This window comes from Aerococcus viridans (assembly GCF_002083135.2).
In the GTDB taxonomy this organism is placed as follows: Bacteria; Bacillota; Bacilli; order Lactobacillales; family Aerococcaceae; genus Aerococcus; species Aerococcus viridans_C.
In genome coordinates this window covers 109,006-135,200 of the sequence record NZ_NBTM02000001.1, presented here as the reverse complement: position 1 = coordinate 135,200, position 26,195 = coordinate 109,006, and the positions used below count along the sequence as shown (strand labels likewise).

At 37.6% G+C, this 26,195-nt stretch carries 27 protein-coding genes; 25 read left to right on the top strand and 2 right to left on the bottom strand.

The annotated features are described in order from the left end of the window. Positions 1-6: 6 nt before the first annotated feature. From A6J77_RS00595 to A6J77_RS00550, 11 genes are read left to right on the top strand one after another with little or no spacing between them, the layout of a single operon-like run. Positions 7-204 carry a hypothetical protein gene (locus A6J77_RS00595; RefSeq protein WP_083067619.1) on the top strand — a complete coding sequence of 66 codons (198 nt, stop codon included), beginning with the start codon at positions 7-9 and terminating at the stop codon, positions 202-204. A gap of 9 nt (positions 205-213) precedes the next feature. Beyond that, a complete protein-coding gene (locus A6J77_RS00590) occupies positions 214-528 on the top strand; it encodes a hypothetical protein (protein ID WP_083067618.1) in 315 nt (104 codons plus the stop codon). Continuing rightward, entirely contained in the window at positions 506-892 is a 387-nt protein-coding gene (locus A6J77_RS00585) for a hypothetical protein (RefSeq protein WP_083067617.1), read from the top strand. Before A6J77_RS00590 ends, A6J77_RS00585 begins: the two co-directional genes overlap by 23 nt. After that, on the top strand, positions 876-1,214 hold the full coding sequence (locus A6J77_RS00580) for a hypothetical protein (protein ID WP_083067616.1): 339 nt from the start codon (positions 876-878) through the stop codon (positions 1,212-1,214). Before A6J77_RS00585 ends, A6J77_RS00580 begins: the two co-directional genes overlap by 17 nt. Further along, positions 1,211-1,576, top strand: coding sequence for an HK97-gp10 family putative phage morphogenesis protein (locus A6J77_RS00575; protein WP_083067615.1), 366 nt, complete (start codon positions 1,211-1,213; stop codon positions 1,574-1,576). Before A6J77_RS00580 ends, A6J77_RS00575 begins: the two co-directional genes overlap by 4 nt. Positions 1,577-1,621: 45 nt before the next feature. Next, on the top strand, positions 1,622-2,293 hold the full coding sequence (locus A6J77_RS00570) for a hypothetical protein (protein ID WP_083067614.1): 672 nt from the start codon (positions 1,622-1,624) through the stop codon (positions 2,291-2,293). Between the two features lie 47 nt (positions 2,294-2,340). Beyond that, positions 2,341-2,703, top strand: coding sequence for a hypothetical protein (locus A6J77_RS00565; RefSeq protein WP_083067613.1), 363 nt, complete (start codon positions 2,341-2,343; stop codon positions 2,701-2,703). Between the two features lie 20 nt (positions 2,704-2,723). Next, a complete protein-coding gene (locus tag A6J77_RS09305; RefSeq protein WP_193756616.1) occupies positions 2,724-2,882 on the top strand; it encodes a hypothetical protein in 159 nt (52 codons plus the stop codon). Positions 2,883-2,896: 14 nt separating this feature from the next. Then, positions 2,897-7,816 (top strand): phage tail tape measure protein, encoded by a 4,920-nt coding sequence (locus tag A6J77_RS00560; RefSeq protein ID WP_083067612.1) that lies wholly within the window; start codon positions 2,897-2,899, stop codon positions 7,814-7,816. After that, positions 7,813-8,766: a hypothetical protein gene (locus A6J77_RS00555; protein WP_083067611.1), complete on the top strand. Its 954-nt coding sequence runs from the start codon at positions 7,813-7,815 to the stop codon at positions 8,764-8,766. The genes A6J77_RS00560 and A6J77_RS00555 overlap by 4 nt, the downstream gene beginning before the upstream one ends. A gap of 1 nt (position 8,767) precedes the next feature. Continuing rightward, entirely contained in the window at positions 8,768-10,606 is a 1,839-nt protein-coding gene (locus tag A6J77_RS00550; protein ID WP_083067610.1) for a phage tail spike protein, read from the top strand. 14 nt (positions 10,607-10,620) lie between these two features. Here the strand turns inward: A6J77_RS00550 and A6J77_RS00545 are convergent, their stop codons facing one another. Continuing rightward, positions 10,621-11,358, bottom strand: coding sequence for a hypothetical protein (locus A6J77_RS00545; protein WP_083067609.1), 738 nt, complete (start codon positions 11,356-11,358; stop codon positions 10,621-10,623). Between the two features lie 50 nt (positions 11,359-11,408). Between A6J77_RS00545 and A6J77_RS00540 the strand changes: the two genes are divergently transcribed. The 9 genes from A6J77_RS00540 to A6J77_RS00500 all read left to right on the top strand — a co-directional run bounded on the left by A6J77_RS00540 (position 11,409) and on the right by A6J77_RS00500 (position 17,648). Then, complete coding sequence (locus A6J77_RS00540; protein ID WP_083067608.1) at positions 11,409-11,600, top strand: hypothetical protein; 192 nt, start codon at positions 11,409-11,411, stop codon at positions 11,598-11,600. Continuing rightward, positions 11,587-13,473: a glycosyl hydrolase family 28-related protein gene (locus A6J77_RS00535; RefSeq protein WP_083067607.1), complete on the top strand. Its 1,887-nt coding sequence runs from the start codon at positions 11,587-11,589 to the stop codon at positions 13,471-13,473. Before A6J77_RS00540 ends, A6J77_RS00535 begins: the two co-directional genes overlap by 14 nt. Positions 13,474-13,497: 24 nt before the next feature. Next, positions 13,498-13,809: a hypothetical protein gene (locus tag A6J77_RS00530; protein ID WP_083067606.1), complete on the top strand. Its 312-nt coding sequence runs from the start codon at positions 13,498-13,500 to the stop codon at positions 13,807-13,809. A gap of 61 nt (positions 13,810-13,870) precedes the next feature. Next, positions 13,871-14,452, top strand: coding sequence for a hypothetical protein (locus A6J77_RS00525; protein ID WP_083067605.1), 582 nt, complete (start codon positions 13,871-13,873; stop codon positions 14,450-14,452). Between the two features lie 57 nt (positions 14,453-14,509). After that, positions 14,510-14,848: a hypothetical protein gene (locus A6J77_RS00520; RefSeq protein WP_059134486.1), complete on the top strand. Its 339-nt coding sequence runs from the start codon at positions 14,510-14,512 to the stop codon at positions 14,846-14,848. A 4-nt stretch (positions 14,849-14,852) separates the two neighbouring features. After that, complete coding sequence (locus A6J77_RS00515) at positions 14,853-15,110, top strand: phage holin family protein (RefSeq protein ID WP_083067604.1); 258 nt, start codon at positions 14,853-14,855, stop codon at positions 15,108-15,110. 118 nt (positions 15,111-15,228) lie between these two features. Further along, positions 15,229-16,044: an N-acetylmuramoyl-L-alanine amidase gene (locus A6J77_RS00510; RefSeq protein WP_083067603.1), complete on the top strand. Its 816-nt coding sequence runs from the start codon at positions 15,229-15,231 to the stop codon at positions 16,042-16,044. Positions 16,045-16,235: 191 nt separating this feature from the next. Then, a complete protein-coding gene (locus A6J77_RS00505; RefSeq protein WP_083067602.1) occupies positions 16,236-17,159 on the top strand; it encodes a hypothetical protein in 924 nt (307 codons plus the stop codon). A 12-nt stretch (positions 17,160-17,171) separates the two neighbouring features. Continuing rightward, on the top strand, positions 17,172-17,648 hold the full coding sequence (locus tag A6J77_RS00500; protein ID WP_083067601.1) for a hypothetical protein: 477 nt from the start codon (positions 17,172-17,174) through the stop codon (positions 17,646-17,648). Between the two features lie 897 nt (positions 17,649-18,545). Here A6J77_RS00500 and A6J77_RS00490 read toward each other — a convergent pair. Continuing rightward, on the bottom strand, positions 18,546-19,850 hold the full coding sequence (locus A6J77_RS00490; RefSeq protein WP_083067599.1) for an ISL3 family transposase: 1,305 nt from the start codon (positions 19,848-19,850) through the stop codon (positions 18,546-18,548). A 224-nt stretch (positions 19,851-20,074) separates the two neighbouring features. Here A6J77_RS00490 and A6J77_RS00485 point away from each other — a divergent pair, with 224 nt between their 5' ends. The 5 genes from A6J77_RS00485 to A6J77_RS00465 all read left to right on the top strand — a co-directional run bounded on the left by A6J77_RS00485 (position 20,075) and on the right by A6J77_RS00465 (position 26,139). Next, a complete protein-coding gene (locus tag A6J77_RS00485) occupies positions 20,075-21,109 on the top strand; it encodes a class I SAM-dependent methyltransferase (protein WP_083067598.1) in 1,035 nt (344 codons plus the stop codon). A gap of 134 nt (positions 21,110-21,243) precedes the next feature. Continuing rightward, a complete protein-coding gene (locus tag A6J77_RS00480; protein WP_083067597.1) occupies positions 21,244-22,446 on the top strand; it encodes an acetate/propionate family kinase in 1,203 nt (400 codons plus the stop codon). A 208-nt stretch (positions 22,447-22,654) separates the two neighbouring features. After that, positions 22,655-23,716: a DUF871 domain-containing protein gene (locus A6J77_RS00475; protein ID WP_083067596.1), complete on the top strand. Its 1,062-nt coding sequence runs from the start codon at positions 22,655-22,657 to the stop codon at positions 23,714-23,716. A gap of 13 nt (positions 23,717-23,729) precedes the next feature. Continuing rightward, the gene (murQ, locus tag A6J77_RS00470; protein ID WP_083067595.1) at positions 23,730-24,626 is read left to right on the top strand and encodes an N-acetylmuramic acid 6-phosphate etherase; all 897 of its coding nucleotides are present in this window, start codon (positions 23,730-23,732) and stop codon (positions 24,624-24,626) included. A 16-nt stretch (positions 24,627-24,642) separates the two neighbouring features. Beyond that, positions 24,643-26,139, top strand: a complete 1,497-nt coding sequence (locus A6J77_RS00465) for a PTS transporter subunit EIIC (RefSeq protein ID WP_083067594.1) — start codon at positions 24,643-24,645, stop codon at positions 26,137-26,139. Positions 26,140-26,195 lie beyond the last annotated feature (56 nt).

Sequence of the window (26,195 nt, the reverse complement as noted above, 5' to 3'; positions counted from 1 at the left end):
AATAGGATGGAAAAATTTCTAATTTTAAAAGGTTTTTATGATACCCAAGATAAACTAAAATCTGGAGAACATAAAAAAGGTCGTCACTACACTGTAGATGGCGACTTTTCTGTTTACCCAGCGACTAAACGAGAAGTTGACCCAGAGCGATTAGCATTTTTGCAAAATGAGGGCTTTGTAGCAAAAGAACCTATTGAAGAGTAGGTGAAGAATATGGTTGGCACTGTAAGTGATATGTTGGTAAGTGAATTTAAGGATTTATATGTCAGAGAAACTGGCCTAGGTGTAGAGTCTGATGAAGTTTTTAAACGAAACTTGGAGTCAGCATATCAGTATGTTGTAGATCATTCAGACTACTTTGATATTGAAACGAATAAAACAGGCAAGATGCTTGTGTTTGATCGTGCAAGATATGTTCGCGCTAATGCTAGCGAATTATATTATCAAAATTTCTTGCATGATTTGAATGCATTTGGCCTGAATTTAGCAATGGAGCGTGATTTGAATGAGCCTGCACAAGACAATTAAAAATAAGCGAATTCAAAATGCTTATAACGATGGCATCTTAGGGATAGTAGAACGTCGAGTTAAAACTGACGAATATAACACACCTATTCCCGGTGCTACTTATCTGAAACTATTAGGGACTTATCCTATTAGATTGCAGGGAATTCATAGTCAAGATCGTTATGAATTTGGCAGTCAAAATGTCACTTTAGAACGACAGGTTAGAATCCCTTTAAATCTACATATACATAGTGGAATGACTGCTATTTTAAATAACGATGAGTCTGTAACCTATGACATCGTTAAGGTATTTCCTGATTTTACTAATAACGAAACAGAATTGTTACTAGCGAAAGAAGGTGGCTATAGTGACGCTAAAATCTGATATAGCTGATGTTCTTAAAGGGCTAGATTATACCTGGTTTTATGGGAATAGCATGAATGCTAAATTTCCATTTATAAGATTTAATCTAGGTAATAATTACGCTGACAGGTTATCAAATAAAAAAGCTAATCGTAATATCTGGTATCAAGTTGATGTGTTCACTCTGACGCCATTGGACGTGGAGGACAATAATATGCTCAGTGAAATCGAAAATAGATTAGAGCAAGCAGGTCTATTTACCACCGATTGGTTGGAAGCGACTGATACTGATAATAATACAAACTATCCAGTTTACCATTATTTCTTGGAGGTGCGTTCGTGAGAGTTAAGGCAGAAATGATAGGTAATGACTCATCAATTGATAGTGACATTCAAGATTTAATCAGAAAATCTGAACGATTACCACAAGCAATGGATAAGGGTGCGAATTTAATTGTAAATAAAGCTAAATCAATTGCAAGTTCAAAGGGATTGAATAAAACAGGTGCCGGTGTAGCGGGTATTATGTTTGAAAGGGATGCAAACGATAGATTAATTGGTTGGGATAAACGGCCTAATTTTCATCTGTATTTCCATGAAGTTGGTACCTATAAAGATAGGCCTAGACCGCATGTAAGGCCTGCTGCTGAACAATCAGAAGAACAAATAATTAAACAAATTGAACAAGACACTATAGGCAACTAGCTAAAAACTAGTTGTCTTTTTATATTAAAAGGAGATGTATATTTTATGGCACAAGTAAAAAAACAAACTTTAATGACAGGTTTAGGTGACGGTTATTTCCAAGAAATGACTACTGAAGAAACAGCTTCAAAAGCTCCAGTGTACGCAGAAGAGGTTGAAATTGTACCCTCATTACAATCTGCAGAAACTGAAATGACATACGAATCTAGTCCGATTTTCTTATCAAACAAAAAGCACTCGGACTTAGGGAAAGTATCAGACTTAACAATCAATTTATCTGCTGGATACTTACCAGAGGGGTTTGCTGAACGTATGACAGGCGCAATTAAATTAGGTGAAGGAGTATATGGGTACAACTCAAACCCAATTCAAAAATTCTTCCGTTTCGCATTCCCAATGACAGATGAAAATGGTGGGGAAGTAATTGTGAATATGCCAAAATGTCAATTGCAACCAGTTGGTCTAAATCCACAAACTGAAACTGATACTAAAGAAGCACAGATCACTTCATATTCTATTGTCGGTAATGCTTTAATTTATCGCCCTGCAATTGCAGATGCTGCAGATGATTTAAACAATACTCTATATGTGAAAGCGGATTTACGAAGCGCTACAACAGCTAGATTGTATGATCGTGATGCATTGCTAGAAAAAGGTTGGTTTGATAAAGCCACTTTAGCAGAGTGTTTAGTTTCCAGTACCGACCCACAAGTTTAATTTAATGAGGCCTTATTTGGCCTCTTTTTATATTTAGGAGGATTTTAATGAGTAATATTTTTAAAAATACAGTTAAAAGTTTTACATCTGATATCACTGGTGAAGAAAAAGAATATCGTGTAAATAATGCAGTTTGGATTTATATGGAAGAATTATTTGACTACACACAATCAAAATTTGATGAGCAATTACAAACTGATGGCAATACAGCTATGGTCAAATTTGCGACTGCGGTCATGAAAGCTAATGGATTAGACGTGACGTTTGAAGAAGTTGCAGAAAACACCACACCTTATCAAGCAATTAAATTCTATAATGATTTTTTCGACATTGCCTTCAATCCACCAGTGGAAGACCTAAAGGAAAAGGCGAAGAAAACCAAAGCGGAAGTACAGAAAGACAAAGCATAGACTTTGACTATCTCTATACTATGTCCAGAAAGCTATTTGGCATAACGATGGATGAGTTTTTATATCAACATGATGCTTTAGCGATTTCTGAAATGTTACACCAATTAACAAAAAATAGTGAAAAAGAATCAGATAACGATAGTACACCATCTGAAATGCCAGGTATTAATTTCTTATAGGGAGGAGGTAACGAATGTCTGAATTAAGACGTATAGGTGTCCGCTTGATGGCGGAAGGTGTCAATCAGTATAAGAATGATCTAAGAACAGCTGGCCAAGAAGCTCGGACCATGGCACAAGAAACAAGGCTAGCGATGGCTGAACTAGGTAATAATGCATCGGCTACAAGTAAATTCCAAACTGAATTGAAAAGTCTGGAACGACAATACGATGTTCAAGCTAGAAAACTTAAATCATTAGAGTCAGCTCAAAAAGATTTTAGCTCTAATCTAAAAGTCACTGAACGAAATATAAAATCGACTTCTGATGCTTTCTCTAAATCGAAAACGACAACTGATCAACTAGAAAAAGAGTATAAAGAACTCGGTAATACTATGGGTTGGAATGCAACCAAAACTAAGGAAGCAAAAAAAGCTTGGCAAGAGTCTAAAGCGGAGACTGACGCTCTTGGAAATGAATTATCTGAATTAGAGAAAACACAAGCTAATTATAATAAAGAGCTTGAAAAAATGCCGGGTAAAATAAACTCAGCAAAAATCAGTATGGCAGAAATGTCTAATCAGGCACAAAAACTAACGGAAGACTATGTGAACGCCGGTGGACGATTCGCCGATACTGCAGATAAAATGGAGAAAACTGGTGGGAAAATTAAGTCTGTTTCTAGCGCCATTGGTTCTGTGGGTAGTAAGTTAACTACTTCTGTAACTGTCCCATTAGTTGCTATGGGAGCAGCAGCTGCTACAGTTGGGATCCAATTTGAGAAACAAATGTCAAGAGTAGGAGCTGTAGCTGGGGCAACAGGTAGCGAACTTGAAGCGATGACTGAACAAGCTAAGGAATTAGGAGCTTCTACCGCTTTTAGTGCCAGTGAAGCAGCACAGGGTATGGAAAACTTAGCGAGTGCTGGGTTTGATGCAAGTCAAATCATGGCCACCATGCCCGGTGTGCTAGATTTAGCTGCAGTATCTGGTGGAGATGTAGCCTTAGCTTCTGAAGCTGCCGCAACTGCAATCAATGCATTTGGACTCGAAGCAAGTGATTCCACTCATATTGCTGATGTTTTTGCAAGAGCGGCGGCAGATACCAATGCTGAAGTTGGTGATATGGCTGAAGCAATGAAATACGCTGCACCTATGGCTAATACTCTAGGGTTAAGTATCGAGGATACAGCAGCTGCAATTGGTATTATGAGTGATGCAGGTATTAAGGGTAGTCAAGCCGGGACAACACTTCGTGGGGCTTTCACTCGACTTGCTAAACCAACTAAACAAGCTAGTGATGCGATGGCCGAATTAGGTTTTAATGCCTTTGATGCGAACGGCAAAGTTAAACCAATGTCTCAAATCGTCACAGAATTAGCCGGTTCAATGCAAGGCATGACAAAAGAACAGCAAGCTCAAACGATGGCTACGATTTTTGGTCAAGAGGCTATGTCAGGAATGATGGCTTTAGTTGAAGCTGGTGGTGGTAAAGTTGACACGCTATCACGTAGTTTAGAAAATTCAGCGGGTGCAGCAGATGAGATGGCTAGAGCGATGCAAGACAACGTAGCCGGTACCATCGAAGAAATGATGGGTGCTTTAGAAACGGCTGGTATTGAAATTACTGAAGCTTTAGCACCGGCAATCACAGCAGTTGCTGAGAACGTGACTGAATTAGTGAATAGCTTCAATGAGTTAGATGATGAAACGCAACAGACTATCCTTAAATTCTTAGCATTCGCAGCGGCAACGGGACCAGTATTGTCCGGAATAGGAAAAGTTGGTAATGGTATCGGTACATTGTATACTGGTGGTTCCAAATTAGTCAGAATGTTCGGTAAGTGGGAAGCTGGTGCTAAGTTACTAGGACCGGCAACTTCATCGGCTGGAACGGCATTAACTACTTTAGCTGGAGGAGCCTCAACTGCAGCGGGCGCAAGTGGTGTAGGTGGTTTAGCGACAGCATTAGTTACCACATTACCTTGGGCTTTAGGAATTGCAGCAGTAGCAATGGGAGGTTACGCAGCGTGGAAAATCTGGGGTGAAGATGCTTATAAAGCTTCCCAAGATACTAAGGACTTTGGTGGTGTCGTTGGAGAAGTCGGTAGAGAAATTATCACAGAATTCGATGAAGTAAATGATCAAGTGAGTTCGGCTCATTCTGAGATGGCAACCAATGCTGAAGAAGGAGCACAAAAGGCTAAAGAGGCCTATAACGGTCTGGCCGAAAGTGTTAGTGAAGATTTATCAAAAGTTGGTAAAGAATCGGAAGAAGCCTTTAATAAGTTACCTGAAAACGTTAGAGAGGTTTTGAAAACTGTAAATGAAGATTATCAAACAGGACTCTCTACACAGCAGGAAATTATTTCAGGTTATCAGGATAATGTTAATAAAATTTATGACCGTGCCAGTAAAGAACGCCGTGAGTTAACTGATGCTGAAAAACGTTTTATAGCTGATACAGCAGAAGAAATGTATCGTATCGAAATTGAAAATGCGGATATGACAGCCGAAGAAAAAATTAATGCACTTAAAGCGTACAATTTAGAATATGAAGATATGTCTAAAGAGAGATTAAGTAACTTAATTTCAGAAGGTGAAAATAGACGTAGAGAAACTAAAAAACAATATGATGAAGATCTCCAAGCTTTGAGGCAATGGGGAGAAGAAGCTGGCGCAACTAATGAAGAAATGCTTGCAGCAGAAAATCAATTAAAGGCGAAGTATAAGGCTGAGCAGTTACATGAAGCGGCGATGATGGTAGAACAGCAACGCGCTTTAGGGATTGATGAAGCACAAATACTAGAAAACCTAAGGGATTCATATGGTGAGTACGGTATTAGTATCGCTGATGTAAATAAAGAAATTGCTAGCAGTCAAGAAAAGACAGCCAGTTTATTTGCTGTATCTACAGATGAAATGTCTGAAGCGATGCGCAAGGCGAATGATAGTTGGAATAATATGCTGTTTGAGCATAAGATTGCTGAACTTGATACAAATGCTGCTGAAACATTTGAAGAAATCGCGTCTACACAAGAAGGTTGGGAACAATTAGAATATTACGCAAAGAATGCTGATATAGATTCAAATGCTAAAGAATTCATCGGTCAAGCAATGGCAACTAATATGGCATGGTTTGACCTTGAGTGGGAAGAGAAACAAGCATTAATATCATCGAATGTTGGTGAACAAGCTGAAGCTTTTCTGGTGAATAACGGCCTGTGGGATAATCTTGACTATAAAGAACAAGAAGCAATTTTAAATACTAACACTTCCGAAGAATTGGAACAGGTATTAAAAGATATCGGATTATGGGAGCAACTAGATCCCACTGAGAAAGATGCTATCCTAACGACAACATCAGGTATTGCAGCACAAACATATCTAGACTTTTTAGGGATATGGGATAGTATTGATCCAGAAAATAAAGAAGCTATATTACATAGCAATTCCGGCGAAGCTATGGAACAAGCGTTAATCGACGCGGGTGTTTGGGACCAGCTTGATTGGGAAACCAAATTAGCTATTGTAATGACTAATTCTGGTCAAAAGATTAAAGAAGCTCTCCAAGATAAGGAAATTTGGGACGGCTTAGAGTACGAAACAAAAATGATGTTAGCGCAGTCCAATATGGATGAAGAAACTTTAGCCCTTATGACTTATCACGATTTGTGGAATAGTACTGAATTCTTAGATAAGTTAGCTAATATCGATACAAATGCACCAGATGCTACACAACAGGTTATGGATTTAATCGAACAGTGGACAGGCTCAGAACTTGAGGAAAAGAACGGACAAGTCACTGTGACTGAATTTGGTGTGAAAGAGACGCAACAAAACTTATCTGACTACAATCGTGAAGTTGGATTAATGACTGAAACTAAGTTCGGAAAAGTTCAAGTCGAAAGTAATGTTGACCAACATACGCCGTCAATTCAAGAGTGGAATGAAGAAATGCAAATTCTTCCGCCAAACAAAACAAGTGTAATGTTTGCACAACAAAATGCTAGTGCTAATAGCCCAGCAGTTGAACGATGGAATCAAGCACAGAATAATGCTAAATCCACTTCAACATCAGCTACTACAAGTACCAATGCGCCAACCCCTACAGCTCAAGTTAATGCTTGGAACACAGCTCAAGGTGGAACGCATAGTACGAGCACTTCAGCAAGAACGTCAACAAACGCACCGACACCTACTTCACAGGTTAATGCGTGGAATACTGCGCAAGGTAAGACTCACTCTACTAATACAAGCGCAACAACAAGTACGAACGCAAGTAGTAATACTGGTGCAGTAAACGATTGGACGCGCTCTGTAAATAATGCACCTTCAAGTAAAAAATCTGTATTCACAACAATTTATGAGACTGTACAGAAATTTATTAAAGGTAAAGCAACAGGTGACCCAAGCTGGGGAGGTGGAGAAGTTTGGTTAGGTGATGGTGGGCGTCGCGAACCATACTTAACGCCTAGTGGACAATTTGGTGTATCTGGTAATAATTGGGAGTTACATAATCTACCAAAAGGAACACGGATTTGGCCATCTAGACAGGCTTTTAGAACATCTGCGAACAATAATCCATTGCTTGCACAGTACTTAGATGCACTGCCTAAATTCGCAAAAGGTGGACGAATTGATAATGCATATGATGGCTATACAGGTTTAGTAGGAGAAGCCGGTCCGGAAATTTTTCAAATTGCACAAGGTAAAGTATCAATTACGCCAATTACAAGTAATCAACGGAGTAAGGTGCTTGAAAGTACTGGTGGCTCAGTTGATATGACTGAAACTAATAATTTAATTATGGAACTGATTCGAGCAATTACTGGAACAGAATTTGTTGGTGTTATGAACGTGGATGGACGTGAAGTTGGTAGAGCAGTATTCCCGTTCGTGGAAAATGAACTAGCGGTTAACACAAAACTTAGAGAGGGAGGAATGAGACGATGACATACGGATATGGAGATAGCTTTTACTTTAAAGGAGAAGATATTCAAACGAAATTTGGTATCACGGTATCAAGTAGAACGATACATGATCCTGATAAAATAAAGATTAAAGGTAGTTTACCATTTACTAGTGTCATCTATGATTTCTCCGAAATCTATGGCGGACCAGTATATGAGGAACGCCGCATTGATTATGTGGTTAATTTATATCAATTTGGTTTAACTGATCGATTAACAATGGATAGCAAACGTACAGCTTTTGTAAACTGGTTATTAAATAGCCATGGTAAGCAGGTGTTGATGGATGACACATACCCAGATTATTACTTCTTAGCCGAGGTAGAAGAAGGTAGTGTCTATAATCGATACGAAGATGGCACGATTAGTTTCACGTTTATATGTTATCCATTTATGATTGGCAGAAACTTAGAAGGTAATGATATTTGGGATTTATTTAACTTCGAAACGGATGTATCACAAAAAGTTAACTTTACAACACAATCTGACTGGTCTAAATTTAAGAAATTAAAAGTTGGTGATCAAGCGAGTTACACAGCGTGGGCTACTGATTATGACGGTGGGGCAGATATTGACATTCAACAACTTGGTAGAACATATAAAATCACTGACATGCGTGAAACAACAGCTTCCGCAAGTAGTGTGGCTTACAAGCTAGAAGGTCAGCCTTATTGGCTGATGGAACAAGACGTGCTGCAAGCGCAAACCAAATGGACGGACGTCACATTGGTTAACAATGGCGCTACTGATGTTGTACCTAAAATCACAACGTCAAATAAGATATCTATTGAACATGACGGTATTATATTCAACCTATTCGCTGGGACACATGAGATTGACGAGTTTATTCTACACACTGGGGTTAACACATTTAAAATGTACGCTCATGCAAGAGCGCATGTTAACTTTGAGTTCAGGAAGGAGCTGATATAGTTTGTATAGAGTTTCGATTTTCAACGACGGTAAACGTATTGATATCCACCAACAAAATATATCAGCAAATAAACTTGTTGAAGGTAAAGTTAAAAGCATGGTGGATGGTATAGATACTTTTGATTTTAGTTTCTACCAAAATAATAAAGGTTACGGTCAGATACAACCTCTAAAAACGCAGATTGAAGTTGTAAACACCAAGACCAATGAATCAATATTCAAGGGTAGAGTATACATGCCAACTGATGATATGGCGAGCAACGGTTTACATAGTACATCGTTCGTGTGTCAATCAGAGATGGGTTATTTAACGGACAGTGTTTCACGACACGTTGAATGGCGAGGTAGTCCTCGGAATTTGATGACTAGCATTTTAAACTGGCACAATGGTCAGGTTGAAGATTTTAAGAAATTTCAACTAGGTGTTGTTGAAGTTGAGGACCCTAATGATTTTCAGTATCTATATTTATCAGCTACACGAAGCACTTACGAGGAAATACTAGATAAGATTATTGACCGCTTAGGTGGGGAACTGTCAATTAGATATGACAAAGGTGTTCGTTATTTAGACGTGTTAAAGCGTATCGGTAAACAAAGTAAGACCACTATTAAACTAGGGAAGAACTTGAGAACACTTAGTCGTACAGTTGACGCAACAGAGGTTATTACAAGACTTACACCACTTGGAGCAAGGATTGAATCGGAAGATGAAACTGCTACCGACGCAAGTGAGGAACGGTTAACCATAGCTTCTGTGAATAATGGTAAACCTTATATAGATAGGGAAGATTTATTCGAGTATTATACTATCAAAGGTAAATCGGTAGTGTGGGAGGATGTAAACGATCCTAAGATTCTACTAACCAAAGGTAAAGAATACATGGCGAAAATACAACCAGTTAAAACCCAGTACACTTTGACAGCTTACGACTTACACACTATTGGAAAAGCGCCAGAGGAGTTTAAAATTGGTTATGATTATCATGTCATGAACCCAGTTATGAACTTGGATAATTACTTACGGTGCGTTGAATTAACAATAGACATTGTGTCACCTCAAGAATCGTCAATGGTTATTGGAGATAAATTATCAACAATATATGATTACCAATGGATCACACAAAATATGAAACAACAGTTAACAGAATTGTCATATAGTTTCGTAAACCAATCCAAACGGTTATCAGACATACGTAATAGTTACGCTGATTTAAGCCAACTATACTCGACAGTATCAACCGAAAAGATACCTAGTATTGAGAAACAAATAAAAGACCTTGGTAAACTGATTGAGAACTTAACCCCACCAACAACACCAACAGACCCACCGGTAGGCAGTGATGGATATGCAACCGACAGAGTTTTCCCTGTCGACTACACGCTACCTGGCATCAATTTCTTTGTGCGTGCAGGTAAGTCACCGGGTTCAATCGAATATGATATGACGTATGGTCCTAGAAACGGTGTGCTGCATAGCGGTCATGATATTGGGACTAATGGCGATAGAAACTACACAGCTCACGCAACTACTGATGGCGTTGTCCGTAAGGCCGAATTTATGACTGGCGGAATCGGTAATGCGGTGTATGTTGAACATACTGGCGACAAGTTTTGGTCTAACTATATGCACTTGAAATCAATCAGTGTGTCAGTTGGCCAGACAGTTAAAGCTGGAGACGTGATTGGTGTAATTGGTGGAACGGGCGGAGATTATGCACCGCACTTACATTACGAGTTAAGTCCTGACGGTGTGTTCCACAGTGGGGGTAATACTGTGAATCCGCAGAATTACTTAGGAATTACTGGCGATAATAAAACAAGTTTACCAAGACCTATATAAAAAAGAGCCCAAATTTATGGGTTCTTTTTTGTTATTTCCTGCAAATTAAAAATATATTCTTTAATTTCTTTATAAATATTTTTAAGTGTATCAACCACTTCGGTATTTGTATCTAGAAAATGAAGTTTATAGAAAAAGTCCGCATCGTATTCTTCGACATAAGGATGTGTTGGGGCGGTAATTTCGTTAAAAGGTATATCACCTAATACGATATTATCTTTACCCGAATTAAAAGCGCCTACGTTGTTAAAGATCAACCCGTCTATTGTTTTAAGATATTTAACTTGTACCCCAAATTCTTTAAGAGCATGTTTGGTTAAAAAGTTGTGTTTATTATCGTTAACCAGTTTATTTAGAATCTTAACCCATTTCTTATTATTAAAATATTGCATGGATTCAAGTAAACTATAAACTTTTGGCTGGGTTTGGTCTAAACCTTTAAATTTTCTATCCATCTCTTTCTCAAACTTATCCTTATTATCTGTTAAGGGAAACTGTGGTTTACCTGCACCATTCTTCTTTACCTCATTGTTTGAAACGTACATTTCTCGACAGTACTCATGAAAAATGAAGTTGGCAGAATAATCAAGAGGGGATTTCAAATTTTCAAGAGTGTTCTTTGTGTAGACCTTAACATAAGGTATTAACACTTCATCTTCAACAGCATTTGGAACAGTTTTTTCAAGGTAGAGGATAGTATCCTTTGCAACGTTTAGACAAGCAACGGAATCTTCAAACCAATTTTCGTTCATTTTGTCACCTCGTTTTAGTTTTGATTATAAATGAAAGGAAATTAAAAACAATGAAATCGAAAGAATTAGAAGAATTATTTTTTGAGTTATTAGATAGGTGGTATTGCACTGAAAACGCTATAAATCAAGAATTCGAAACTTTTAATACAAATTATACGGAAGAAACGGACAAAGATTACTTTGAATACAAACAAAGATTTGAAAATATTAAAAAGGAGTTGATAACAATTGGATTGGAATAATATCAATGAAGATAAAGATACAAGCGGTCTAGGACCAATCGAATATGACCAATCGAAAGTACCTCAACCTATTCGCAAATACGCTAATGCTGTCCGTACTAAAACATACGGTCAGCAGATACGTGAAGCGCAAGCAAGGAATGCCGAGTATGCAGGTTTGATTGCTAGTAAGAGCGAATCCTTATCTAACGCTACTAAAGAACGACAAGATACATTGGAAATTTACAATGACCAAGTAATTCGAGAGATGACAGATAAGGATGTAATCAGTGCGCCAGAAATTATTCAAGCCCGCAGTGTACATAACACCTTATCCGATCGCTTAGAGTATGAAAGTGGTTATATTTTTGATTTATATAAAAGCGCTAATCAGCAAGCCATTAATGTAATGACGCCACCGAGAGATACCGGGTTAATTGCAGCAAAAGGTGACGGATTGACTGATGACACAGAAGCTTTACAAAACATTATCGACTATGCTTTTGAAAATAATTACAACGTTTATATTCCAAACGGGAAGTACCTTATCAGTAAGCCTTTAATCATTTATGCTGCCAAAGGTAATAATGTTGACTTTGATGGTATTGGTAGTCAAATAATCGGTCAAAGTCGAGAAGGCGTAACTATACATAAAACAACAGATGATGTCGCTGATAATTTAAGTGACAACTTAAATGCTAATGCCATTGCGATAGTTTTATCACAGGACAGAAACTTAATCGACAATGCTAGAGGTGTGTTTATTAGCAGACTTACACTTGCGGCTGACCGTACCACTAGCGTTGAATATGGTCTGTATATCAATACTAAGAGCATGACCAATTCGATTTATGAGAATATTTATGTATTAAACGCAAAAACATCCGTTGCTACTAGAGGGCACTTATATTTGAGCAGTTTCAGATTTATCAGAATGGAAAACTGTATTGATGGATTTAAACATTTAAGTGGCATTATAACAAGTAACGTGTACGAGTCTCTGTATGTAGTCACATCAACAGGAACTGCAATATCTATCTACGGAAATTACATTACGGTAATAAACCCTGCCGTTGACCACTGCACCGGCACTTGCTACGACTTCTCCGGGATGCAAGGTACTGTAATTTCGCCGGGCTCAGAATCTACTAATGCTAGCGTAATGTTTGAGTTCGGCAGTAAAACACCAGATTATACAGCAGTTGTTATCAATGGTGCTAACACGTTTTACTTAACAAAAGATAATGCTATCAACATAAAAATGTTTGCTGGTACAGTAACTTTTATAGGTGGCTGGATAAATAGGGATGATACTAGTAACAACAAAGGTAAAGGGAAATTAATTTCTGGTAATAGTAACTACGGTTCGTTGTCTATATTGAACACTAAAATTGGGAAAGGTACTGAAGTAGCTTCGACTTTACCTAAAAAATCTGATTTAAGATTTGGTGACGCTAGTAGTGTAGGTAAAATGGCTCTGCTATACCGAACTCAAAACGAAGCTAGTAACCAATTAATTTCACCGACATATACTAGTAGGATATTATTTGGTTATTTGAAAAAAGATGAAGGTGGTTTCCTAAGCCCAACAGGTAGTAGTTTCGTAATACCAGAGTTCGTCCGAAAAGTAAGGTTGAATGCACAAATTTATTCATCGAAGGGTATACCAAAAGGTGAGTTGATGATTACAAAAGTAGGTGTTTCTCACAGATTTAGTAGTTTACCAACAGTTATCTCGACGGGTACAACAACCCACTTATCAATATCTAGTGGGATTTTAGAAGTTTCGGCAGGGGAAGAATACAACGTTTCATTTTACAACACTGATGAGAGTAAGACACTTGAACTATCAAATTTACCACAGAGTTGGTTTAGTTTAGAAGTAGTAGAATAACGTATTAAAAAGGAGAGAAATACCATGACAACATTTAACAACCAAACAACCAAACGTTTTTATTTCGACACACCACAAACAGATAAATTACAAGCTTTCACAACTAATTATGAAACTGGGGTATTGACTTCAGCAACTTTCACTAATACATCAGACCAACCATCTAAAATAACAATCACTTTAAACGGTGCGGATATTCTTTACGAGTATGAAGTCGCTGCAGGAACGAATGAGGTATTGCCTTTTAATATCGTGCTAGAGTCAGGCGACATCGTGTATATCAAGCAGACGGTACTCAATGCGGTTAATGTCAGTCTAAATGGTTCAGTTGGGTAGATAATGACACGCACTCCCAAACAATATGCTATATTATAGCTAAAAGTTTGGGAGTGGTTTTATGAATGAAGAGCAGTTTGAACAGTTAATATCTGCCATTGAGCAGTCTAATAAAACGCATTTGTGGGAGTATGTTATAAATGCCTTAATCGCTGCTATAGCAGCACTGGTTGTGACTTATAGTGTAGAAAGCTACAGAGATTATAGTAAGTCTAAAGTCACATATCATAATTTGAGACAAATCCAAAGTTCTATTGAAAAAGCAAATAAACTGATTCTTGATGAGATTGAAGAAATAAAATTAGATATAAAGTTATATAAAGATACTAAAAGAATAGGAAAAATTAATTTATACTACAGAATGTTAATAGACCAATTAAAAATGGCAAGAACATTTCTAGTTGATTATGAGAAATACAACAGTTTCTTTGTGTATACATTAGATAAATTGATTTCTGATACGGAAGCACAGAACAAAGACATTGTTCAATTTGTGAAGTCAAATAGTATTGAAGATTATAATTATAGCTTCAGTCCTTCGGATAACTATGACTTAATTTTGGAACAATACTCTATTTTTAAATCAGATTTTAAGTACTTTAGGATAATTTTACGCCAAATAAAAATGTTCTTTTCAAAGTAGAAACAACCTTTAAAGGTTGTTTTTTTTGTTGTATGAAATTTAGAAAGGAAGTGGAAGATGGAAACACAAGACCACGAAACACGTATATCACGCTTGGAAGAAAATGATGAAGAAATTTTCAAGCAAATCAAGAGTATTAATGATGATTTAAAAGATAGATACTCACGTATTGATGAAAGTAATAAACATCTACGTGAATTATCTTTGAAGCAAAATGATCAGAATGCACAGATACTCAACGCAGTCTTGAAGGGTAATCAAGACTCTGAAAAAAGAGCAGATGAACGTAAAAAGTCAGTGGATGAAAATCGGGGTCAGTTATTGCTAACAATCTTAGGTAGCGGTGGGATTATCTACATTGTCATCGACGCATTATTAAAAGTATTTGGAGGATAGGTATATGGACATTTTAAATTATGTCGTGCAAGAAGGACTGGTAATGATACCGGTCCTTTTTATTATTGGCGAGATTGTAAAAGGTACAGAATTACTATCAAACAAATGGATACCGTTAGTGTTATTAGTTGTCAGTATCGGTTTCACACCATTGGTGTTAGGTGCTTATACTGCTAACAATATCGTTCAAGCTGTACTTGTAGCTGGTGTGACTGTATTTGGTAACGAGCTGGTTAAGCAATCAAGTAAAGGGGATAAATAATTATGTCAGAAGAAATCAAAACTGTTGAGAATTTAATGAAAGAAATTGAATCGCAAGAAGATGGTATTGTCAAAGACGGTAAAGGTACTGACCAAGACAATAAAGGGGAGGGCAAATAATGGCTTTAACGATTAAAAAGGACCTAGCACCAACAGTAGCTGGAACGAACGGTTTTGGGAATAAAAACCAAAAACGTAAAGTAACCGTCCATTTAACAGGGAATCGTGGAAAAGGTGCGAATGCTAAAATGCATGCGAAACTGCAAAAAACTATCTATCCGGCTAGCTGGCACATTCAAACGGATGATAAAGAATCGATTCAATCATTTGAGTACTCATGGCAGTGTTATCACGCTGGGGACGGTGCTGGAGATGGTAATAAACATTCTATTGGTATCGAGGGATGCATCAACGTTGATGGTGACTATGTTAAGATGATTCACAACTTAGCGGAGACAGTTGCTATTGTTGTTCGTGACAATGGTTTGGATCCGGTTAAAGACGTTGTACGTCATTATGACTGGTCAGGTAAACACTGTCCGTCTCAAATTATGGATGGTTGGTATGGTATCACATGGGCTAAGTTTAAACAAATGGTTGTAGATTACTATAATGCTGGTAATACGACAGTTAAACCTGTAGCGACGACTACTGCTAAAGCGAAAACATCAGCAAATGGTATCGTTAAGAAATACAGTGAAAAAGGTGTATTCTATCCTAACGAAACTATTATTGTTAGAGATGCGCCCACAACTAAAGCTAATCGTATAACAAAATACTATAAGGGTGAGAATGTGACATACCATACAGTCCACATTGGTAATGGTTATGTCTGGTTGCAATATACACGGGTTAAAGGTGGCCAAGGATATATTCCTATTCGTGAATACTACGGCGGGTCAAAATATGGTCCAAAATGGGGAATAATTAAATAATTACAATTCTCAAAAAGGTAGTGGGCTTCGGTCTGCTACCTCTTTTTTGTTGCATATTGCGAACGTAAGTTCTATAATATAATTAATCTTTCAAAAGATTAATAGGCTGAGATGAGGACAACGCATCATTGTGTTTTTGTCCTCTTTTTGTATAATAAGTTAAGCTTATTAAAATTTTGGGGGAGAAACTAATGAAAACTGTACACTTTTATCGCTTAGATATGGATAACGTGAGCACCATTAAAGATGAAGTTAAACCAATCACTAAATTAGAAGATAAACAGAATATTTGGGAAGCTTTAAATAAAGAAATTCTAAAAAGTAAAGATATATATATAATTGAGGCTGAAAGAAAAAAAGATGCTGTTCTAGAAATAACTGGTAGAAAAGGTAGTCTAGTTTTTGGTAAATTATGTAGCGAACAAGATATACGGAATTTTCAAACTCGGGATAGAGAAACTTTGATAGTCAATAGAAAAGCAGTTAACCCTGAAAGAATATTAGAAAAATTTTCTTATTTCCTTCTAGATACTAATAATTTTACTGTGTGCTATATAAAAGAAGTTGGAGCACCCAAGATTGATTACTTAGGCTATGCCATATCTAATTTATTCGATAATACTTCTCCAAGAAAAGAAGGAAGATTAACACCTCTACTAGATCCCAATGTTTTAAAAACGGTTGCTAGCAAAGAAATCATAGGGTCTATACAATATGAAATGACGATACCGAGTTGGGCTAGTATGGATATAACGGGTTTATCAGAAGAACAATATAGAGACTTACAGCATACTAAAGGTGTAAAAATTGCTGTAACTATAAAACCAGAGTTTAGAAAAAAATCAATCTTATCCGGTGACGAAACAGAACGATTTAAGTGGCTAAGTAATTTTTTTATTGGAAAAGATAAAGTTACTGCAAAAGCGAAAGATTCTGATGAGAGCCTTTCGATTGATTATAACTTGGAAGAACATAAATTTATCAAAAAAATAAATTTTAAAGATGATGATTTTATTGATATAGAAACTTTTGATACTGAAATATTTGGTGTGATTACTGATGAGTATCAGAAAAATAAACAGGATATAGAAAGTTACCTTGGCACTCTAAAATAAAAAGGTGTAATTATGAATGGTAAAATTATTAATGGAATTAAAGTTAGGGCAGTACGAAATAAATTGAATTTAAGTTTTCTTCTGATTTTTTCAATTATATTTTTGATTGCTTCGTGTTTCTTTACACTAAAATTTACTACTAGCACTAGAGAAAATCTTTTGACTGTTTCTTCTGTTTTTGCAGGATTCGTTTATACAATTAATGCAAATATGATGGAATTTAGCTCACGCCCAACAATAAAGCTTTTAGATAAGGTTGGACACATGGACAAGTATCATTTCTCAACTCAAATTTCATTAGATAGTTTTATCATTTCATTTTTGATTGGGGTCTTACAACTTTTTATTCCCTCAGATGAAATTCCAAAGTTAATTGATTACATATTGATTTATTTTATTTTTATAGGCGCTTTATTTTTTGTTATTTCTTCTTATAATATGCGTAGATTATTTAAAATTATTAGAGAAGATGATCAGGAAACTGAGTGAAATCAATATATATGTATGTAATAATTTGCAGCATCCCTTACCTAACCAGTGGTGATTGTCTTTTCATCTAACTCAAGCTATAATATTCATGTGCTTCGCTCCCAACTTAGCACGTTAAAAGCCCTTACTTCCTTAATCGAAGGTAGGGGCTTTTTTTGTGTTTCCTGTTATAATATATTCGGTGATAATATGAAATTAATATCAAAAAATAAAGTAAGTAATACATTCAGCATACCTACATGGTTACAATCAAAAGACTACACCTCAAACTTAGACTATGCTAAGTTAACCATTTATAAGGGTAGTCCTGTGTTCAGTCTATTTAGATTAATAGATGATAAATACATTACCTATGCAATCGTGGTAATTGACGGGTATAGATATGTATTTGAGATGACCAAAGGCAGCAGGGATGTTGTTAGTGAGTTTGAACAGGAAATATCTACATTAATATAGAAAAAAGCCCCTATAAAACAAGGGGCAAAAAAGGGGCAAATATTTTTCTTTTTTCTATCTGTGGTGACCTGTGATAAAATTAAAAAGTTGATTTTATGTATTTTCTACTTATAGCGATGTCTAGTTAAAGCATTCATCAGTATCAGTTTATCCAGTAGCTGCTGAATAATTTGATATTCAAAGAGCGCTTGAACTTAAGGTTCAGGCGTTTTTATTTTGCCTGAAAAAATCCTATTATCAGCCTAGAACAACTTAGGCTATCGGTGCTTTTTTGGCAGAAAGACAAGGTGGATGTATCTATGGTGGCATATCATGTTTTGGCTCTTCGTCAAATAGGACTGATGAGTAATATCTGCCAGGTAATCATTAGATTGCCTGGTTTTTTATATACTCTTTTCCATTATTCATTTTCATCTTTATACTATGCTTTCAGAGCAGCCCTTAGGCTGCTTGTACTACCGGTATTTCATTTAGATATAGCTTGTTCGTCATTAATATTCTAGTTCTAAAATTTTGGAAGTTTCGGTATCCATAGGCTATCCGTTTTAAGACCTTAATTTTATTATTCAAACCTTCTATTCGGCCATTCGTTAAGTGTTTATATTTGAAAGTATGCCCAATATATCTTTGAAGTTTGATAAATGTACGCAACACTCGTCTTAGTCCGCTTGGTAAATTAACTAACTTGGACTGCGCTAACTGAGCTTTAAATGCTTCAGAATCATTCTCTTGGAGCGACTCACGCAAGTTATGGATAAGATTATAGGTGTCTTTTAATAATGGATTCTTGTCCAGTAAATAATCTAAAATACCACCGGTATTCGTAAGCCAATCGAATAACTTGAATGATTGATAATCCCATGAACTTAGGCTTTCTCGGGGCATTAAGAATAGTCGCCAATATCTTTTATATTTGTTGTACAATCTATGGTCTGGAATTCTAAAGGCATTCATTACTTCAATACGTAACTTATTCAATTCTCGATTTAACGCTTGAACTAAGTGGAAGCGATCAATAATAATTTTGGCATTGGGAAATACCTCTCTAACGACTTCCATATAAGGCATGTACATGTCCATTGTAACTGTTTGAACTTTCTGACGAGTTTTCAACGGATAGGCAAAAAAGTAATCACGTAGCTTGAATTTTCTGCGATCTCCTAGCACATCTACAATACGTGAATCCGTATTATCTATAAAGACAAAGCTCATATTTCCTTCGGCATGCTTTACACCTTTGAATTCATCGAAAGCAATATGCTCAGGTAACGCATCGAAGATGCTAGGTTTAAGGTCTTTACCAGCACCATTAATTACCCGTTGAACTGTATGATCAGAAACGTTGCATGTCTCTGCGATATGTTTAAGCGTCAACGCATTGGTAGCAAAGTCTAATACCATCCGTTTAACGCGCTTAGAAATAAAACAGTTATCACCGACTATCTCTGATTTAGCAGTGAAGTAGCTATTACATTCTCTACAGTGATATCGTTGTTTTCGTAATTCAAGGTAGGCAGGTAACCCTGATATCTTTGTTAGCGTGATTCTTGATTTTTTAGATCCATTCTTAACGATACTATTTCCTTGTTTAGCGCAGCCGCAGGCTGGACAATACTGAGGATTTACATCTAACCTGCCGAAATAAATCAGTGACTTTACATTCTTAACTGTCATTTCTTCAACTTTATCTTCGAAAATTATATTTTCATCTTTCAATTGCAACGTGGTATTGATAAACTTATTCATACGGGGAATCTCCTATCTTATCATGGTTGTCGTTAACTTTATGATAATGGAGATTCTTCTTTTTTTGTAAAAAAAATAGAACCAATGACTTTTTTAAAAAGTCATCAGTCCTATATATTGTAGAGCCCATGTTTTTAGGCCGGACTATAGTCGCAATGATTGACAGGAAGCCATTCTTCCTTGAAAATAGGTATGTAGTAGGATAATGAGAGAGAGGAAGTACTATGTCAGTAGAAAATATCAACCAATTATTTGGTGTATTGCATGACTCAACGATTTTGATTCAGGAAGCGCTGGAGTTTTCTTACCTAGAAGCTTTATTTGAAACTTTGCAAAATCTTGCTGATGGCGAAGTGCAACAAATCGACCAACGACCAAGTGATGAAGAGGCTGAGCAATTGAGAGAGATTTATAGCAATGTCAATCTCCAAGAATTCGAAGCTGAAGACATTCGTAAGGCGGTTCAATTTGCCTTTATTGAAGGGGAAAAAGCTGATCAATTACAAGCTAATTACCATATGACACCTGAAGCTATCGCCGTTTTAATGGGCTATTTTGCCACTAAACTGGTAGATCAAGGGCATTTAGCTGACAAAGCAGATGATACTGAGATCACCTTCTTTGATGCGACAATGGGGACTGGAAACTTGTACGCCATTATTTATAATGCTTTGAAGGCATCTGGTTATAAAATTCAAGGATTTGGCTATGATAATGATGACTTAATGTTGTCAATTGCGGACGTTTCCACGCGTCTACAAGATATCCCAGCTAGTTTATATTTAGGGGATTCATTACAAAATCTGATTGTCCCACCAAGTGATCTAATTGTAGGTGACCTACCCTTAGGCTATTATCCAGTGGATGAAGTAGCTGACACCTATTCTTCAGCAAAAAACCGTGAGGAAGGGCAACATGCTTTTGTTCATTATTTGATGGTAGAACAAGGATTACGTTACTTGAAACCGAATGGTTGGGGTATTTATATTGTGCCTTCTGGGCTAATCCAAGATGAAAATATTAAGACCTTAATTGAAGCCATTGGTGAGCATGGTTATTTCCAAGCTTTACTGTCACTACCAAGCAATCTTTTCAATAATGAGAAATCTAGAAAAGCTATTTTATTAGTGCAGAAAGCGGGCGACAAGGCTAAACAAAGTGAGAATGTACTTGTAGGTGAAATTCCGGACTTGAAGAGTAAGGAAGAATTGCCCAAGTTCTTGGGGGCTTTTGAAAACTTTCTTGAGAAAATGAAGTAGGTTTTGAAATAGCTACTTTGCAAAAAATGCATTTCACAAGGAATAGAATACAAATGTCTTTACCATAACGAAACATGTCATGTTATAATGAAGTATATAAAATAATATTGATTTAAGATTAAAGGAGAGAAAGCATGTCTAAAGTAATTGCTGTAAACGCAGGTTCTTCTAGTTTAAAATTTAAAATTTACGAAGTGCCTAGTGAAGATGTTGTAGCGTCAGGTCAAATTGACCGTATCGGAATCGGTAACTCTAATGTTTCTATCAAATATGGTGAAGGCCAAAAATTTGAGGATGTTATAGATATTGCTGACCACGAAGTAGCTACTGAATTCTTGTTAGACAAATTAAACACTTTAAACATTATCACTAGCTATGATGAAATTTCAGGTACCGGCCACCGAGTGGTAGCTGGTGGAGAAATCTTTAAAGACTCTACATTATTAGATGATGAAGCAATCCAAAACATTGACAAATTAGCTGAATTTGCGCCTCTACATAATGGACCAGAAGCGCGTGCCATTCGTGCATTCCAAAAAGTATTACCAGGCAAACCAGCTGTTGGGATTTTTGATACATCATTCCACACAACAATGCCTGAAGTCGCTTATTTATATTCTATTCCATTAGAGTACTATGAAGAGTTTGGTGCTCGTCGTTATGGTGCGCACGGTACTTCACACAGATATGTAGCGAATCGAGCAGCTGAACTAATGGGTAAACCAATTGAAGATTTAAAAATTATCACTTGCCATTTAGGTAATGGTGGTTCAATTACTGCTGTAGACGGTGGTAAATCTGTTGATACTTCAATGGGCTTCACACCATTAGCAGGTATTACAATGGGTACTCGTTCGGGTGATATCGACGCATCTCTAGTTCAATTCTTAATGAAGAAATTGAATATTACGGATATTGATGAAATGATTTCTATCTTAAACAATAAATCTGGTTTATTAGGTTTATCTGGTGTATCTTCAGATATGCGTGATGTTGAAGATGCAGCAGATAATGGTGACGAACGTTCACAAACTACATTAGAAATCTTCTATGACCGAGTACGTAAATATATTGGTCAATATATTGCAGTTATGGGTGGCGTTGATGCCGTTGTATTTACAGCTGGTATAGGTGAAAACTCAGGACGTACACGTGCAGCAATCATTGATGACCATATGGCATTCTTTGGTATGGAGATTGATGAAGCAGCAAATGATACACGTGATGAAGCAAAAATCTCTAGCGAAGATTCAAAAGTTGCGATATACACAATTCCAACTGATGAAGAGTTAGTGATCGTTCGCGATACTGTACGTTTAGGTAACATTAACGAATAATCAAACATTTTTCAAAGGACTCAAGTTGTCTCTAATTAGGCAGCTTGGGTCTTTTTTTATCGAATGATGTAATTTAATTTCATCTATATGTTTTTTTCAAGAAAATTCGTAATTTATTGAAAAAATATTTCAACGTGTTATAATGAATTTGAAGTAAAACGCTTTCAAACAAAAAGAGAGCAAGTTAGAGTCTGATTGAGGTGAGTATATGTATGGTTTTTCCGTATATTTAAATGAAGAAATTGACCGTGGTCACATCGACCGCATGGTTGCTGCTGGTTTTACTGGTATTTTTACATCAATCCATATTCCAGAAGATGATCCCACTGCCTATCTAGATAGGATGCGGGACCTTGGAGCTATCGCGAAGGCTTGTGACTTGTCGCTAGTCGTGGATATTTCAGGGACCAGCCTCCATAAAATTGGTGGGTCATTTGAAGATATCAGGCCAATCATTGATCTAGGGATTACGGGTCTGCGGATTGATTATGGCATTGGATTTGAAACGGTAGCTCGTTTAAGTCGTGAAATTCATATCGCTTTAAATGCGAGCACACTGACTGCACAAGATCTAGATCAACTCCACTATTATCAAGCGGATTTAAGCCATATCACCGCTTGGCATAACTACTATCCGCGCCCAGAAACTGGCTTAGGTATGGACACCTTTAAACACCACAACCGTTGGCTGAAGTCGACGGGTCTTCGGACCATGGCTTTTGTCCCTGGTGATGACAAAATGAGAGGGCCAATCCACGCTGGCTTGCCGACGGTTGAAGCCCACCGAAGCCTGCATCCTATGGCGGGAACTCTAGATTTAATCACTAATGGCTATATTGACGATGTCTATATCGGTGACCCAGCAATTTCACGGGATGTCCTTTTTCAATTTAAAGAATATATTGAAAAAAACAGGATTTGTTTAAGGGTGGAAAGTGCTAGGGACGCGGTTGCTGAACAGGTGGAATGGATTTTAGGTGACCATACTAATCGGCAAGATGCGGCAGCTTTAGTGGTTAGGAGCCAAGAATCAAGACGACAATTAAGGCCAAATGACTCAATCAAAGCAGTGAATACTAGTGCGCGACAATTTGGCGCTATCACTGTCGATAATGAAGGCTACGGACGCTACCAGGGAGAAGTACAAATTTGTAAGGTCGATTTACTAGAAGATGAGAAAGTGAATGTGGTTGGACGGGTGACTCAGGCAGATAGAGACTTGATTGCCTTCATTGGACCAGGACAAACATTTAAATTGTTGCATAAGTAATGGAGGAAAAGAGATGAGTGTAGAAATTAATCAGTTAACGACTGAGAAGCGGAATCCAAATACGATGCATTTGGACCAGATGTCAGTTGGTCAAGTACTTGAGCTGATGAATAAGGAAGACCAACAGGTGCCTGAAGCGATTGCGGAAGCGCTTGGACAAATTGAAGCGGCGATTGAAATGATTATTCAGTCTTTAAAAGCTGGCGGCCGGTTAATTTATTTTGGGGCCGGAACGTCTGGTCGCTTAGGCGTCTTGGATGCAGCTGAGTGTGTACCGACTTTTGGGGTCTCACCAGACTTGGTGGTCGGCTTGATTGCGGGTGGCGACAAGGCCATGGTTGAAGCGGTTGAGGGCGCTGAGGATTCCCTGACCTTGGCAGAAGAAGATTTCAAAAAGTTGAACTTAAATGCCAATGATACAGTTGTTGGGATTGCTGCTTCGGGCCGAACGCCTTATGTCATTGGTGGCTTGAAGTATGCGCAAAGTGTTGGAGCCGAAACAGTCTCAATTGCCTGCAACAAGGAGGCAAAAATTAGTGGTTATGCCCAGATTCCAATTGAAGTGGACTGTGGACCGGAAATTTTAACTGGATCAACCAGACTAAAAGCGGGGACAGCACAAAAGTTGATTTTAAATATGTTGTCAACGGTATCGATGATTGGTATCGGTAAGGTCTATCAAAACTTGATGGTGGACGTGCAAGCGACCAATGAAAAGTTAGAAGAACGGTCAAAAAGGATTATTATGGCAGCAACTGAATGTACTTATGAAGATGCAGCAAACTATTTTGAAGCTGCCAATCAAAATGTCAAAGTCGCCATCGTGATGATTTTAACTAATTTAGATGCGACAGAAGCCAGCCAAAAAATTAATGCAGCCAATGGTTTTGTTAACCAAGTAATCAAATGATAAGGGGATGGGTATCATGGCTAAAACCAGTAATGAAGAACGTTTAGCACAAGCAATTTACCAACATATTGGCGGACCAACTAACACGAGTAAAGTCTACAACTGTATGACTCGTGTTCGGATAAACATCAAAGATGACCAACAAGTGGACATGGAAGCCCTGAAGCAAGTTGAAGGAGTTATGGGTGTCGTTGAAGATGGGGACACCTTACAAGTGGTTGTTGGTCCAGGGACGGCAGCCAAAGTAGCCACTGTCATGGCCGACCAAGGAAATGTCCAACAAGGGCGTCAAGTTCATGAAAATCTTGACCAAGATTTAACTTCAGGGCGTTCTGAAGCTGAACGAATCACTGCAGAAAATAAAAACAAACAAAAACAAAAGAATAATACACCTTTTAAACAAGCACTAAAAGTCATTGCCTCTATCTTTGTGCCTTTAATTCCTGCCTTTGTTGGGGCCGGTATTATTGGGGGGATTGCCTCAATTATTCAAAATATGTTGACGGCGGGTGCATTAGAGCCTGGCATGTGGGACAACATTTTCCTTGTCCTTAAAATTCTTCAAAATGGGCTATTTGCCTACTTAAATATTTACATTGGTATTAATGCTGCCCGGGTATTCGGTGCAACAGAAGGCCTTGGTGGGGTTGTTGCAGGGGTTACTTACTTAACTGGTATGTTACCTGAGGCGCCACTTCCAAATATCTTTACAGGCGGCGACTTAGCGGCAGGTCAAGGTGGGGTAATTGGTGTAATCATCGCCGTTTACCTCTTGTCACTGGTTGAGAAAGGCTTACGTAAATTTATTCCAGATGCCATAGATATCATTGTAACGCCAACTATTTCTCTACTAGTTATTGGGATGATGACGATTTTCCTAATTATGCCGATCGCAGGGTTTATCTCTACATCACTTGTAGGGACAATTAACTGGGTATTACAAGTTGGCGGTGCATTTGCTGGCTTTATCTTAGGTGCAACCTTCCTACCTTTAGTCATGTTCGGATTGCATCAAATTCTTACCCCAATTCATATTGAAATGATTGCAGCTACAGGGAAAACCGTTCTACTACCAATCCTTGCGATGGCAGGAGCTGGACAAGTTGGTGCTGCCTTCGCATTATGGTTGAAATGTCGTCGAAATAAACAATTAACCAATATTATTAAAGGATCATTACCTGTAGGGATTTTAGGAATAGGTGAACCATTAATTTATGCCGTAACTTTACCATTAGGTCGACCATTCATAACAGCCTGCTTAGGAGGCGGTATCGGTGGTGCAGTCTTAGGTGCAATAGGTGGCATAGGTGCCACAGCAATCGGTCCCTCAGGTGTTGCCTTAATTCCCCTGATTGCTGATGGACAATGGCCAGCATACGTCATGGGTCTTGTCGCAGCTTATATTGGTGGCTTCATCCTAACTTACTTCTTCGGTGTGCCCCAAACTGCCCAAGAAGCCAGTGAAATTACCGGATCACCATCAAATACCATGGAAGCATTAGACAATTTATAGTAAGATATGAATAAGTGGAAAAGGGCTGTCAACTCCTTGCTGGCAGCCCTTTAAAT